Genomic DNA, 13,231 nt, shown 5'->3' on the forward strand with positions numbered 1-13,231 from the left:
ATTTAAATTAACGAACGTCTCATAAACACGTGCACACCTTTTGGCGCATACACTTTGATTTGTTTCCCAGCATCATTTGCCGTCACCCAGCCTAATCCTGAAAAGACAATGTCCATTTTTGGCTGATCGATGGTGAAAGTGTGCGGAACGAGCGGCGGGAAATCTTCCATTCCCTCTTTTGATGGCGGTGAAAGCAGTTCACCTGCATGCTTTTCATATAAGTCATCTGCATTCTCCATCTTTGTCCTGTGAATGTTGAGTTCATTTGGCATATAGCAGACAAAGGATGTTCTGCCGCCTTTTACATAATCAAATCGAGCCAGTCCGCCAAAGTAAAGCGTTTGAGCTTCATTTAACTGGAACGTTCTCGGTTTCAATTCTTTTTTCGGCGTTAAAATCTTTAAGTCATTTTTGCCGACATAGTGCGCCATTTGATGGCGGTTGATGATCCCCGGTGTATCGAATAAAGCAGACCCGTCATCAAGCGGGATTTCAATCGCATCAAGTGTTGTCCCTGGGTATTGGGATGTGGTGATCACATTCTCTTCTCCAGACACCTCTTTGATAATGCGGTTAATAAATGTTGATTTCCCAACATTTGTACAGCCGACAACATAGACATTTCTGCCCTCACGGTAATGATCAATGGCCTCCATAACCTCAGGCACACCTTGTCCTCTGCTCGCACTGATTAAAAACACATCAATCGGATTGAGCCCATTTTCTTTTGCTTCCCGCTTCATCCATTGAACAAGACGGTCTTTTTTCACGGATTTCGGTAAAATATCTACCTTGTTGCCGACAAGTAAAATGGGATTACCACCAACAATACGGCTCAGTCCATTAATCCAGCTTCCGTTAAAGTCAAAAATATCAACGACCTTGACGATCAGAGAATCAGTCTCGCCAATGCTGTGTAGAATATTTAAAAAGTCGTCTTCTGTTAAAGACACATCCTGAATTTCATTGTAGTTCTTTAACCTAAAACAGCGCTGACAGATCACATCTTCTTTCAATAGAGATGCTGCCGGCGCATATCCTATTTGATCTTTATCTTCCGTCTGAATGGCTACACCGCAGCCAATACAAACAACCTTTTCCATTATTACTCTTCCTCCCACTGAATGTGGCCCTTACGCTTTAAGGCTCCTAAAATTCTACGTTCAATCTGCCTGTTAAACTTCGTGAAAAATCCGTCCGATGCCGCAACAGGTACAACCAAAATGGTATGGAAGCCATGCCTGTTTCCGCCAAGCACATCTGTCATAAGCTGATCGCCAATGACAACCACATCTTCTTTCTTCAATTGCATATCAGCGACGGCCTTATTAAAGGCTCTTCCCATCGGTTTTCTCGCTTTATAAATAAACGGGATATGAACAGGCTCAGAAAAAAGCTTGACCCTTTTTTCATTATTGTTCGATACAATCGTCACCTGTATCCCGTGATCTTTCATCTCTTGAAACCATTCAATTAAACGCGGGGTCGCACTTGGACGATCCCATTCTACTAGTGTGTTATCTAAATCCGTAATAATTCCTTTTACATTTCGTTCTTTTAGTTTTTGCGGCGAAATGTGGAAAATACTTTTCACAAATTCATCCGGTAAGAAATACTTCTTTAGCACAATTTGCACCCTTTCTTCCATTGGTTTTTCAGCGATTGTGTCGAATCAAATCACAATTTGTCTGTCTATCGAATACAATGAAAAAGTTTTCGACATATGATGAGGACCTTCAACAGGTGTGGATAATTTTACACACATTATCCACCTATATTTCATCACGCTTTCATTCAATTATAAACACTCTACCCACAAGTTATCCACTTAACCATGTGGATAACAGAACGATTGTTCTTGTTTCCCATTCATGGTAGATTAAAGGTACTTCAAAGACATTCGATCAACCTATGATGATATGTCTTTTCCTCAAGTTTTATGCCAACTTTTTCAGGGGAGGTGTTTTTCCCATCATATGGGTTTCTAGTATGAAAAAGCTGTCAGATGATTTACTTATAGAATCGTATTATAAAGCAAATGAAATGAACTTAAATCGCGACTTCATTGAATTAATTGAGACAGAAATGAAAAGACGTTCGCTCGGGCATATGCTCTCTGTTTCCTCTTAATTCCATATATCCAGGAACCATGCCTCCCGAGCACTCTCCTTTTTTAAACTCAGGTGACTGATATTATATCACTTGCGCTATAGGCTTACTACTATTTTCCGTAAAAAACACCCCTTCTGATCAAAGAAGAGGTGTCTTATTTGCAAGGCTGTTCATTCCAAAACCATAACCCTCCACCTACGACCAAAATGACGACAAGGAACACAACAAGAAAAGCGTAACCGATTCCTGCTCCTTGAGCTGGATAAGGCGAACACGCAGGGTAAGGATAAGGACATCCCCACATATCAGTTACCTCCTTCTAGGAAGATATACTGTTAGAATATGCAAGATGGATCGTCTTGTTTAGGCAGATGCCTGCATTTAAAAATGTTTAATGACATCACGCTCTTTGATTTCGTTATAAATGATTCTTGCCCCTTTTGGTGTCATATGATTGCCAGAAGGGTCAATGAGGCCAGACTGAATCAAGGCGTTGTCACTATCTTCACCTGCTTCTCGGATGAACGCTTTCCAATTGTCGACAAGCGGCACTTGCTGTTTTTCAGCTACTTGTCTTGTGATGTCATTGTATGAGTTTTGCCAAGCTCTCGCCCCGCCTCTCTCAGCAAAATAAGATGACTTATATCTAGAATAATAATACAAGCCCTTTTTGCCTCCTTCCACCACAGGCACGCACGTCATGAGGATCGGGGTAATTCCCTCTTTCCTACTTTCAGAAATGAAGTAGGATAAGTTTTCTTTAAATCGTTTTTTGGTCACACGGGGATGTTTCCCGTCTAGAATCGCCGCATCATTTGTACCGAACATGATGAGGACGTAAGTTGGTTTTTGTTTTAAAATATCCTGCTCAAAGCGCAGCTTCGCATCTTCTGTTGTCTGCCCGCCAATTCCGGCATTCTGTACCTTGATTTGGCCGCGCTCGACGTTTTTCATGAGATTCACCCATTTTTCAGATGTTGGATAATCTCGAAAATCCCAGTTCGATCCTCTTGTGTTACTGTCACCAAATGCAATCACACTTTCCTGCACTGGTTTTGAGCACCCAGCAGCAACACATAACAGGATGAAAAGGAAAACAAATTTCTTCACAACATTCACCTCCAAAAGCCCTCTTCATATAGTAAACGACAAGACTTTTGGTTTCAATGAATGACTGTTTTCTTATTGTAATTGAACCGGCAGATAATCTCTGTTATGGTGCACCAGTTCGCTCACTTTCACAAACTCATAGCCCCTTTTCTTCAGTTCAGGTACGACTTGCTTCAGCGCTTCTACTGTCTGCTTACGATTTCCTCCGCCATCATGTAAAAGGATGATATCACCGCCCTGAATATTCTCAATAATACGGCTGGCAATTTTGTGTGCACCTGGCCTAGACCAGTCCTTCGGATCTTGCGTAAAGGACCACATCACGACATCATATCCTTGCTTAGAAAGAATGCGGAATGACTTCATCGTCAAGCGCCCGCCCGGGGGACGAAATAATAAGGGTCCGCCAGGCTGGAGTGAAGCGATATGAGCCGCTGATTCTTTTAATTCTTGCTTGATTTCTTTCGATGACAAAAGGTCAAAATACGTATGGTTCATCGTGTGATTGCCAAGCTCATTTCCTTCGCTCACAATCCGCTCTGCGAGCAGGGGATATGCATGAATACGGCTTCCGATGACAAAAAAGCTGGCATTCACTTCATGCTCTCTCAGTACATCTAGTATTTGATTTGTGTATACCGGATGAGGCCCATCATCAAAGGTTAACGCAATCTTTTTCCGTTCCTCTCTCATGTCCCAAAAGGCTCGTCCCGTTTTTTCTAGGTCGATTCTTTTTAATGTACGCGCCTCTATGTTATCAGGAACAAAAGCGCATAATACCCATATACATAGCAAGATATACAACCCTTTCATCAGACCGCCTCCACAGAACATCATTACACATTAAATTGCCCGCTTTCTGATGAATTCATTCAAGTTTCGTGATCGTCTACGCTTCTTTTTCACATAAAAAAAGCCGGCCCATCAGGCCCGCTTTTTGTCTCACGTTTGGTTTCTCTCTTCAACTGTCGAACGTTGCTTAGAATTCATACAGACACTCTCCTTCTTGGATTTGATTTTGAGCCCATAGCAATTTTTGATAATACTGGTTGGACTTCTGGTATTGTTGAGAGGTTTCTAAGGCTGTCGCAATTTCTAGTGAGATATCCTCTATATAAGAGTATAGGCTAAGTTTTTCCAAATAATCAATGGTTTTTTGCAGTTGTTCTTCATTGATTTCCTGAACATATAAAGCATCCAGATACTCAAACATATGACAGAACAGCTGGTCTTCATGCTTCTTTGCGGCCAATTTCCCATCCTCTAATATGCGCCTTGCTTCAGTCTGCTCATTTTGTCTAAAAAGCAGCTTGGCCAGTGTATAAAGTGTATGAGGCAGCGTGGGAAGCAGTTCTTTTTTGGCGAGGTCAGCCGATTCGGTTAAATATCGTTCTGCTTCTTCTCGATAACCTAACTCCCCATAACATTTCCCTAAATTATAGAGTGCTGAGCTATAAATGCGCGGGTGATCAATTTCGGATGCGAGTTGTTTCGCCTTTTTCAAGTGAGGTAGTGCTCGATCTTTACGTTTTAAATCTTGATAATTTCCCGAGATGACAAAGAGGCACTGAATAATGCGAATGGAATATGCATCATGCTGATCGTATATTTCAAGCGCTTTTAAAATATGGTGCATGGAGACATGCGTTTGTTTCATTATATAGTAGGCTTCTGCTACTTTAAAATGAAACTCGGCCTGCTCAATATCATCAAATACCATAGACAGCTGTTTTTCTGCCATGCGATAATATTTGACGGCCTCCAAATATTCTTTTTGACTAAACTCATGCATGCCACGAAAAAATGCATGGTAATAATGCAGCATATCAGATAACTCATGATTGGAATTTTCGATTTTATCGACAAGGTTAGATACTGAGAAAGGTTGATATTTTGAAGGGTGTATATAGTCGAGCATAATTTGGTGCCGAAAACACATGAGCTGATAATAAATCAGTAAATGCTGGTCCTCTTCCATACGTTCAATTTCCGCTTCTACTTCCGCTTTCAAGATTTCCGCATCTGGAACACTGAACTGCCGTATCATTCGATACCATTCATTAATTTTCATACCGACATGTGAAGAAAGAACCTTCCCCATGTTCCGAAAAAACCCCTTCCTTTTCGGTCTAATATTACATATTTTAGCACGCTTCTAGACCGCCAAGCACCGCAAAGAAACCGCAAACATATGAGAGGTGCAGCAAAAACATACGCATAAGCACGTTTCTTTCGAAAAAGATGATTTTTTCATCGTACAGACACAGACAATCCTTCCTTCACATACATTTGAGGATATAGGCAGTGGCCTAAACATGGTGGAGGTGAAAATCGTGGCAGGAGTATTTACAGCGATGGGATTGATGGTCAAAGAATTGGTGTTTTTAGTGTCCTATGTCAAAAACAATGCCTTTCCACAGCCCCTTTCGGGAGATGATGAGAAAAAATACTTAGCCCTTATGGCAGAGGGCGATGAACACGCAAGAAACATGCTGATTGAACATAACCTTCGGCTCGTCGCCCATATTGTCAAGAAATTTGAAAATACCGGGGAAGACGCTGAAGACCTCATCTCCATCGGGACGATCGGACTCATTAAAGCCATCGAAAGCTATTCCTCTGGAAAAGGAACAAAGCTGGCAACATATGCGGCGCGGTGTATTGAGAACGAAATCCTCATGCATTTACGCGCACTCAAAAAAACAAAAAAGGACGTCTCTCTGCATGACCCCATCGGTCAGGATAAAGAAGGCAACGAAATTTCATTAATTGACGTCTTAAAATCAGAAAATGAGGACGTGATTGATACCATTCAGCTCAACATGGAGCTTGAAAAAGTAAAAGAATATATCGACATTCTCGACGGCCGGGAAAAAGAAGTCATCGTCGGCCGGTTCGGTTTGGACTTAAAGAAAGAGAAAACGCAGCGGGAAATAGCCAAGGAGCTCGGAATATCGCGGAGCTATGTGTCCCGGATTGAGAAGCGAGCGCTGATGAAGATGTTTCATGAGTTTTACCGGGCGGAGAAGGAGAAACGGAAGCGGGAGAAGGGGAAGTGATTTGAATTTTGTAAAAGAACCCTTCATGTTAGTGGATAAAAAACAGACCATATGAGGTCTGTTTTTTATTTTATCTCTAAGCTAATGTCTTTCTGTATTACTTAATAAAAATAGTTGTATTCTATTTAATCGCCTAATGGGAGATCCTCTTTGTTGATTAAATGTAACTTGTTATCTTGATATTTGCTAGGATAATGATCAATTAGATACTTCGTTAGGGTTTTCAGTTCAGCTATATCAATCATTTTTGATTCTATAACATTTTCCCAAAGTGTATTCAATGTTTCATCATCTATTATCTCTAGCACTTGCGGAACAAATTTTTTATTTTCTCGTTTATACGCTTGATAAGCTGTATAAGAAACCGCATCTAATACTGAATACCAGCCATATTGTTTTTGTTCATCCTTTTCTTTATTTGCGAACTCGGCTACATCCATATAATCTTCACTATCTATGTAGTTACATAAATCATCTGAACTTAACTCTTTACCAGAAAGCCATTTCCAGCAATCTTCTAAAGCTTTTTCTCCTATGTGGTAACCATCATCTTCTTTATCTATGAATGCATACATTTTTTCGGCTATTGCTAAGCCTAGTGCAACTTTAGCTTCTTCACTAATGTCATTTATAAAATCCATTCTATAGCCTCTTTTCTATTTTTTTATTTTAACGACATTTTCTGTAACACCATTTTTAACATCAAAAGATAAAGTATCTCTTGGGTATGGGACACTTGGATCTCGTTCTGATGTTACTTTTATTTTCAATTCAGGATAGTGATCTGTCAGTTGCTTGAATATTCCTCTTTCCTCACTTGGAACTTGATCAAACAAACCTTTTGTACATTTATTACAAACTCCATTTGGATTAGATTGATGGATATTTAGTATACCTTTTATCTCTTCTGGTTTCAGTCCTGCCTTTTTGACTGCATCCTCAAATTCTGCTATCACACCTTCTTCTGCATGATCCATAAATTGAGCATGCCCTCTAACTGATCTTTTATATGGTGCCTTAATTTTCCGATCAGGATAAACTTCATCTAATGAAGGAAGACCTCCTTCTTTCCTAACTTTTGGTGACCCACCTTCGAAAACGCTACGTTCCAAACCTCTAACGTCTGTTTTACCTACAGCAACAGTTTGAGTTTCTGGAACATTCCACTTTTTCCTTAAACGATCTAAATCAGTCTTTCCTATACTTGCTTGATTAAGGTGGGTGCTTTTTTGATTGATTCCCATTTTGCCATTAAACCCTTTCGCACCAAATGGCAAAAGCATCCCCAGCGCCGCATTCATACTTGCTTCCTGCTGTTCTTTCGAGACTTTATTTCCAAACATGTCTCGACCCGTAATCGCTTCGCTGAAGCCGTTGGTCGCGGTGAGGCCATATAAGCCTTTTTGCGATGTTTTCAACGCATCAAAAGACTTTTGTGATGTCTTGTAAATGTCGACTGCTCTGACTGCGGCGGACGTGGCTTGAGTCGTTTTATAGACGGCTTTTCCGCCTTTGAAAATACGGCCCGCCCATCCGACGATCGGGATGTATCCTGCTGCTGCCATGCCGCCTGCGGCGACTCGCTGTCCTGCGGTGAGTTCTTCACCTGTGATCGGATCGACACCTGTTGCGGCACGTTTTGCATCGTTCACGCCTGTCAGTTCATTGACGATATTTCCTCCGTAATCAAGAGCTTTTTCATACCACGGACGGTTGGCGAGTGCTTCTTGTTCCTTTGCAATCTTGCGGGCTTCTTCTTGATCTTTTTTGATTTTTAGATATTCAGAAGTTTGCTTCTCAATATCGCTTTTTGCCTTGTAGATTTCGCTATTTTGATACGCTTTCTTGTCAAAATTCATAGGCGAAATGGACTTTCCGTCATTTGTGGCATTGATCATTTCTGCGTACAATGCCATTGTAGCCTGCTGCTCCGTCTCTGACAAAGCATATTCATCTTTTAGATTTTGATCAAGTTCTCTTAGGTCTTTCACTGTCTTTTTTCGCTCGTCTTCCGCATCTTCTATTTTTTCATCAAAAGTTTGGCTATCAAATACCTCTAGTGAAATGAGGTCATCTATATCTTGAAAAATGGTTTTGAGTGCCTTTTTTTGATCTTTTACAATGCTTTTGGCGTTTTTGATGCCCATATAAACGGCATTGTCTAAAAAGTGTTCTTCAACAAAGGTGTCGCCGCCAAAATTTGTATCATCAAGTGTCCCAGAAACACCTTCATGAAAGGCTTTTTGTTTATCAATGAAACTAATAAACATGTCCACATTTCCGGCGAGTTCTTTGTAGAAGCTTTTAATGTTATCGGCACCTTTTCCAGTGAAGTCGTCACCGAGATTGGCAACACCTTGAAGTGCCTTTTTTAAATCTATCATTTGTTCACGGAGTTCCTGATAGTGTTTTGCCCTCGTATCCATGGCACTGGTTAGTGCTTTTGCATCAAGTATCTTTCCCAGAAGAATTCACTCCTTCCTATTCATTGACAAGGTCAATTTTACCAACACAGGGTTTGCCATGAAATAGGAATAAAGATACAAAAAACAGCACTTAGATGATTCAGAGTTCTCGAAAATTTAAACTTGTAATAAAGTAAATTCTTCAATTATTACCCCTACATCATTCCACTTGTAATATTCTTTTAAGATGTTAATGCTCAACTATTTTATTCAAAGAAATTATCATTTTCCTATCTAAACTCTTAAAAAACACGCCTTCATAATCAAAACCATGTTCATCATACCCTACATGTAAATGCATAGTTTCATCTAAGTTATGTAACTTCTCATATGTACTCACTTTCATCTTGCTCCCTCTAACTTTTCTTATCATACTGAAAATCAATATCCCTCAACTCAACCCACTCAACAAGATCAGGCACCTTTTTTGTCGTCAAAAAATGGTGAACGATTTGATAAGCTTGATTCCGATCGACATAGCTACATGACGGCACATACAATGGGGCGCCTGCGACCAAATGCTCGATCGTTTCAATTTTTTCTTCCTTTTTAAAAGGGACCAAAAAATTTGGATATCTCATGATCAAGAATCCATACGGTTCCGTATAAAAGAAAACTAGACTTTCACTTTCCCAATCTTCTTCTATCTCAATAGAAGATTCTCCGTTACCTTGTTTCCAATACTCTTCACCCTCCTGAAAGAAAATTCTTTTCATGAATTCTTCTCCTGGATTTGCTACTGGAGCTCCCGTGGGGCCGTAGTATAAAAACATCTATGTCTCTCCTTCATGCCTATATCAATTTGGATTTAACCAATTGTTCTATTTCCCTCAAAATCATAAAAAGCTTGTGTTTGTTGGTTTAATTTTAACATGTGATATAGTTTTGGATTTAGCTTTTGAAAGGTTTGAGAGCTGACCCATTTTACTTCTTCAATATCATGATCAGGATCTAGAATGTTCATCTCTCCCCCGATAATTTCCGCAAAGAACGTAATGATAAGTGCATGATGCTTTTTGTCTTGAAAGAATGCTTCTCGAACCGAATGAATTTCATTTACTTTGCAAACATACCCTGTCTCTTCATTCACCTCGCGGATCACGGCTTGATGCAGGTGTTCGCCTTTTTCTACAGCGCCACCAGGCAGTTCCCAATATCCCTTTACATTTTTAACTGCTAAAATATTTTCTTCCGTATCGTAAATAATAGCTGATACTACATCTACTCGTTTCAAATGTATCTACCTCCATCGCTCTTTGTTTACATCAATTGTCGAATAAATAGCACGAACTGTTCATTTCAATACATTCATTATACGGTATCCTTGATACAAGCAAAAAGAAGCATTCAGAAGATTGGAGGCCACATTATGTGGATCATCATCATTTTACTGATTGTCCTCATTGGGTTTACTGGGAATATCGTTTCTTTATTAAGACAAATGAAAGAATCAAACGAGAAAATTATACAACTGTTAGAACATCAAAAACCGAAAAAATAAAAACCTCACTCTTTTAGAGAGAGGTTTCTTAGCGTACGCAAGTATTCTTACCGTTTCTCATGAAACAACATATTTCTGATTCGATGAATATAATGCAGCGCAATATGAACGAGACATAAAATAAGCCCGATCATCGCAAGTATATAGATGGGCAGCATCAAACCAGGTACATAGTTAACAATAAAACCCAAACAAAAAGCTGTCAGCATATATAGGCTAATCAACCTCATGACTACCATCCGAAGCCCTCCCTTTCTACACTCACTTTAACATGATTTCCCTTTATTTTCATAATATGCTTAAAAAATACGAATCTACTAAGATTCGCATAATCATTACGTATTCAATTCACCTTTCTTCTCACGCGCTTCCTTCCACTGCTCAAGCTCAGACACCGTCAATAATTGATATCCTTGTTTGGTGAGTTCTTTGATAATCGTGACGGCTGCGTTGGCTGAGGTGTCATAGATGTCGTGCATTAAGACCGTTTCACCGCTAGATGCATGAGTTAGAATGTAGTTCGCGACGTATTGGCTGTTTCGATATTTCCAGTCTTCAGGATCCACATCCCAAAGGGTCACTTTCATGTGAAGAGATTCGTTGATTTGCCCGTTTGTCCCGCCATATGGTGGTCTAAAATGAGTCGGTGTGAACCCGCTCGCTTTTTCAATGATTTGTTGCGTGTCTTCTACTTGTTTGATGGCTTGTTTTAAAGGGAGTCTTGTGAGTAAAGGGTGGTTATAAGTATGATTTCCGATTTCATTTCCACCTTTTCTAATTTCACCTAGCATATCGGGATAATATTGAACCCTGCTTCCTAATACGAAAAATGTTGCATGTCCTTTGTTTTCTTTTAAAGCTGTTAAGATCTTTGAGGTCGTTGATGGATTTGGTCCATCATCAAATGTAAGGGCAATGGCTTTTTGATTTGGGTTGAATACTCCCTGTTTTGGAGGTTTTACGATCTTTCTTTTGGCGATCGGTTCTTTTTTCTCGTTTTTGTTCTTTTCTTTATTGATGTATTCTGGCTTTAACATTCCTTTAAGCAGTGTTTTCTTAATCGCCAGCACTTGAGGGCCTTTATTGTCTGGTGCAATTTGCCCTGCTAGAAAGTAGAATTCAATAAAACGATCCTTGATGGCAAAATACTGATAGTTCTTCGCCGCAGGAGACGTTCCCTGTTTGAGCAGCGGCTGATTTTCAGCTAGCGTTCGATCTTTTTTTAATTCCTCAAAAGTCATATGAGATAATTTTTGAAGATTGTCCTTCTTTGATAGAAAGATATCGTTGATTGATAAAAATGTCTGTTTCTTGAAATCAAAGTTCATCACCTTCGTTTGATTGACGTCTTGCTTTCCGCCCTTCACTTCATATGTATTGAATTTGATTGCGACGGTTTGCTTGGCATAATGAATGATCTCATAATCGATGTTCAGTTCGTATCGTTTCTCTTCATTGACATCACTAGCTTGACTAAACGATGTTTTAAACTTTTCTAACGCGGTCTCTGCAAATCTTTTGATCTCCTGATCTAGTTTTTCTTGATGAAACAGCGGATAGTTGACAGCATATCTCATGAATTTCCCGTCATTCACAAGTGTGACAATTTCAACTTGTTTGTAGCTCGCATCTTGTTCTACTTTTTTTCTCTCTGTCCCGCTTGCCTGCTGGTTATGATAAAACGCAGCGATACCGATGACGATTGCAAGTCCACATAGGACGAGGCTGATCTTCCCTTTCGTTGACACAATGATTCTCCTCTCGTGATGCCGTCCTGTCTAAATGGCGTGTGTTTGTAGGATAGACTTTTCGCAGCTCCTTTTTAGTTTGCAAAAAACACATTTGTCACATTTTCGACATATTTTACGAGAGACATATAAAAAGGGCTTGATCGCTCAGCCCTTATTTTTGCATATACAGTTGAAATAACTTTGTTTCTTCATCAATAGAGCGTGCCTGGTCAAAAGCTGCTCTGACTGTTTTTGAGTTGTTCACCAGCTCATACAGCATGGTGAGAACAAAAATAAATGACGCATTTCCATCAATGTAGTCATCGGGCGCTGTATAGGATATCGCCCCTGTTTCTAAAAAAGCTTCTGCCACCTTTTTTTCGCCTAGTGTACAGCCTGTACATATAATGTGGACTCCATTTAACGAAGCATACCGCTTTATATCATCCGCACCAAAAGCAGCACCTCTCGGCTCACCCTCTTCGTATACATCTTCTCCTAACTCAGGCATGAGAAACGCTCCTTCTTCTCCGTGAAAGGATAAAAGAATGAAATCCGTCTCGCCTCTATTCCTCACGGATAATACATCAATCAGGTCATTCGGTCTGCCTATCCAATGCATATCGACTTTTGCACCAAAGTTTTCAAGTGCTGCACGTAGCGCAAAGGATTCTAGCTCACTATTTGGTCCGGCTGCCAATGTGATGCGCATGACTGGCTGGCTCATTTATATCCCCTCCAAACGATGATAAACATAGCACCATTTTTTCCTCATCTACATAAGCACCATTTATTTTTAGTGCTTTTTCCTCTACCGCATACGACTTAAATCCGACAGACCTGTAAAGATGTTTGGCTGAGTCATTTGTTGTGACCACTGTTAAATATATTTGTTCGATGTCTTTTTTTTCGCGTGCAAAAGAAAGAACTTTTGTCAGGAGTGCCTTCCCCATTCCTTTTCCGCGTCCATTAGCCGTTACATACATCGCTGCCACATTGGCACGGTGCTTTAATTTCTGCAAGGTTTCTTGTATGAGTGTAACCGAGCCGAGCAGCTGACCTTGATGAAAGGCACCGAATGTCCACATAGATTGTGTAGAGGCAAAACGAGCCTTATATTTATTCTTCGTATCTAGCTTCTCTTCCTCGTAACTCATAGCAAAACTCTCTGGATTTAATCGGAGTGCTTCTAATCTCAAGTTCGCATATTCTTGAGCATCTTCTGGTGTTAACAATCGAATATTCAGAAAATCG

The 13,231-nt window shown here is 40.1% G+C and carries 17 protein-coding genes; 3 read left to right on the plus strand and 14 right to left on the minus strand.

Annotated features, from left to right (window positions below; all coding sequences use genetic code 11):
• Positions 1-2: 2 nt before the first annotated feature.
• Positions 3-1,103: a ribosome biogenesis GTPase YqeH gene (gene yqeH, locus NST24_RS12115; RefSeq protein WP_342461816.1), complete on the minus strand. Its 1,101-nt coding sequence runs from the start codon at positions 1,101-1,103 to the stop codon at positions 3-5.
• Positions 1,104-1,105: 2 nt separating this feature from the next.
• On the minus strand, positions 1,106-1,627 hold the full coding sequence (locus NST24_RS12120) for a YqeG family HAD IIIA-type phosphatase (protein WP_008356191.1): 522 nt from the start codon (positions 1,625-1,627) through the stop codon (positions 1,106-1,108).
• Between the two features lie 362 nt (positions 1,628-1,989).
• Between NST24_RS12120 and NST24_RS12125 the strand changes: the two genes are divergently transcribed.
• Positions 1,990-2,130, plus strand: coding sequence for a sporulation histidine kinase inhibitor Sda (locus tag NST24_RS12125; protein ID WP_003217327.1), 141 nt, complete (start codon positions 1,990-1,992; stop codon positions 2,128-2,130).
• Between the two features lie 136 nt (positions 2,131-2,266).
• On the opposite strand, the gene NST24_RS12130 is transcribed toward NST24_RS12125, so the two are convergent.
• From NST24_RS12130 to NST24_RS12145, 4 genes are all read right to left on the minus strand, one after another.
• Entirely contained in the window at positions 2,267-2,416 is a 150-nt protein-coding gene (locus NST24_RS12130; RefSeq protein ID WP_003217499.1) for a hypothetical protein, read from the minus strand.
• 77 nt (positions 2,417-2,493) lie between these two features.
• Positions 2,494-3,222 (minus strand): GDSL-type esterase/lipase family protein, encoded by a 729-nt coding sequence (locus tag NST24_RS12135; protein WP_169476094.1) that lies wholly within the window; start codon positions 3,220-3,222, stop codon positions 2,494-2,496.
• Between the two features lie 72 nt (positions 3,223-3,294).
• Positions 3,295-4,035 carry a polysaccharide deacetylase family protein gene (locus NST24_RS12140; RefSeq protein WP_342461817.1) on the minus strand — a complete coding sequence of 247 codons (741 nt, stop codon included), beginning with the start codon at positions 4,033-4,035 and terminating at the stop codon, positions 3,295-3,297.
• Positions 4,036-4,201: 166 nt separating this feature from the next.
• On the minus strand, positions 4,202-5,323 hold the full coding sequence (locus NST24_RS12145; RefSeq protein WP_007501361.1) for a tetratricopeptide repeat protein: 1,122 nt from the start codon (positions 5,321-5,323) through the stop codon (positions 4,202-4,204).
• A 229-nt stretch (positions 5,324-5,552) separates the two neighbouring features.
• Between NST24_RS12145 and sigK the strand changes: the two genes are divergently transcribed.
• On the plus strand, positions 5,553-6,281 hold the full coding sequence (gene sigK, locus NST24_RS12150; protein WP_058014952.1) for an RNA polymerase sporulation sigma factor SigK: 729 nt from the start codon (positions 5,553-5,555) through the stop codon (positions 6,279-6,281).
• A 125-nt stretch (positions 6,282-6,406) separates the two neighbouring features.
• On the opposite strand, the gene NST24_RS12155 is transcribed toward sigK, so the two are convergent.
• The 4 genes from NST24_RS12155 to NST24_RS12170 form a co-directional block, all read right to left on the minus strand.
• Positions 6,407-6,922 (minus strand): Imm6 family immunity protein, encoded by a 516-nt coding sequence (locus tag NST24_RS12155; protein WP_342461818.1) that lies wholly within the window; start codon positions 6,920-6,922, stop codon positions 6,407-6,409.
• Positions 6,923-6,937: 15 nt separating this feature from the next.
• Positions 6,938-8,746 (minus strand): T7SS effector LXG polymorphic toxin, encoded by a 1,809-nt coding sequence (locus NST24_RS12160; RefSeq protein WP_159160155.1) that lies wholly within the window; start codon positions 8,744-8,746, stop codon positions 6,938-6,940.
• Positions 8,747-9,102: 356 nt separating this feature from the next.
• The gene (locus NST24_RS12165) at positions 9,103-9,519 is read right to left on the minus strand and encodes an Imm1 family immunity protein (protein ID WP_041090814.1); all 417 of its coding nucleotides are present in this window, start codon (positions 9,517-9,519) and stop codon (positions 9,103-9,105) included.
• A gap of 35 nt (positions 9,520-9,554) precedes the next feature.
• Positions 9,555-9,980, minus strand: a complete 426-nt coding sequence (locus NST24_RS12170) for an NUDIX hydrolase (protein ID WP_159159831.1) — start codon at positions 9,978-9,980, stop codon at positions 9,555-9,557.
• Positions 9,981-10,115: 135 nt separating this feature from the next.
• On the opposite strand from NST24_RS12170, the gene NST24_RS12175 reads away from it, so the two are divergent.
• The gene (locus NST24_RS12175) at positions 10,116-10,247 is read left to right on the plus strand and encodes a hypothetical protein (RefSeq protein WP_003217310.1); all 132 of its coding nucleotides are present in this window, start codon (positions 10,116-10,118) and stop codon (positions 10,245-10,247) included.
• A gap of 47 nt (positions 10,248-10,294) precedes the next feature.
• Here NST24_RS12175 and NST24_RS12180 read toward each other — a convergent pair whose 3' ends face one another.
• From NST24_RS12180 to NST24_RS12195, 4 genes are all read right to left on the minus strand, one after another.
• On the minus strand, positions 10,295-10,486 hold the full coding sequence (locus NST24_RS12180; protein ID WP_041090818.1) for a hypothetical protein: 192 nt from the start codon (positions 10,484-10,486) through the stop codon (positions 10,295-10,297).
• A 96-nt stretch (positions 10,487-10,582) separates the two neighbouring features.
• Positions 10,583-11,995: a polysaccharide deacetylase family protein gene (locus NST24_RS12185; RefSeq protein WP_342461819.1), complete on the minus strand. Its 1,413-nt coding sequence runs from the start codon at positions 11,993-11,995 to the stop codon at positions 10,583-10,585.
• A 154-nt stretch (positions 11,996-12,149) separates the two neighbouring features.
• Entirely contained in the window at positions 12,150-12,704 is a 555-nt protein-coding gene (locus tag NST24_RS12190) for a hypothetical protein (protein WP_039167187.1), read from the minus strand.
• Positions 12,658-13,212, minus strand: coding sequence for a GNAT family N-acetyltransferase (locus NST24_RS12195; RefSeq protein ID WP_251185302.1), 555 nt, complete (start codon positions 13,210-13,212; stop codon positions 12,658-12,660). The genes NST24_RS12190 and NST24_RS12195 overlap by 47 nt, the downstream gene beginning before the upstream one ends.
• Positions 13,213-13,231 lie beyond the last annotated feature (19 nt).

Source organism: Bacillus sp. FSL R5-0286, from assembly GCF_038593245.1.
GTDB classification, from domain to species: domain Bacteria; phylum Bacillota; class Bacilli; order Bacillales; family Bacillaceae; genus Bacillus; species Bacillus altitudinis.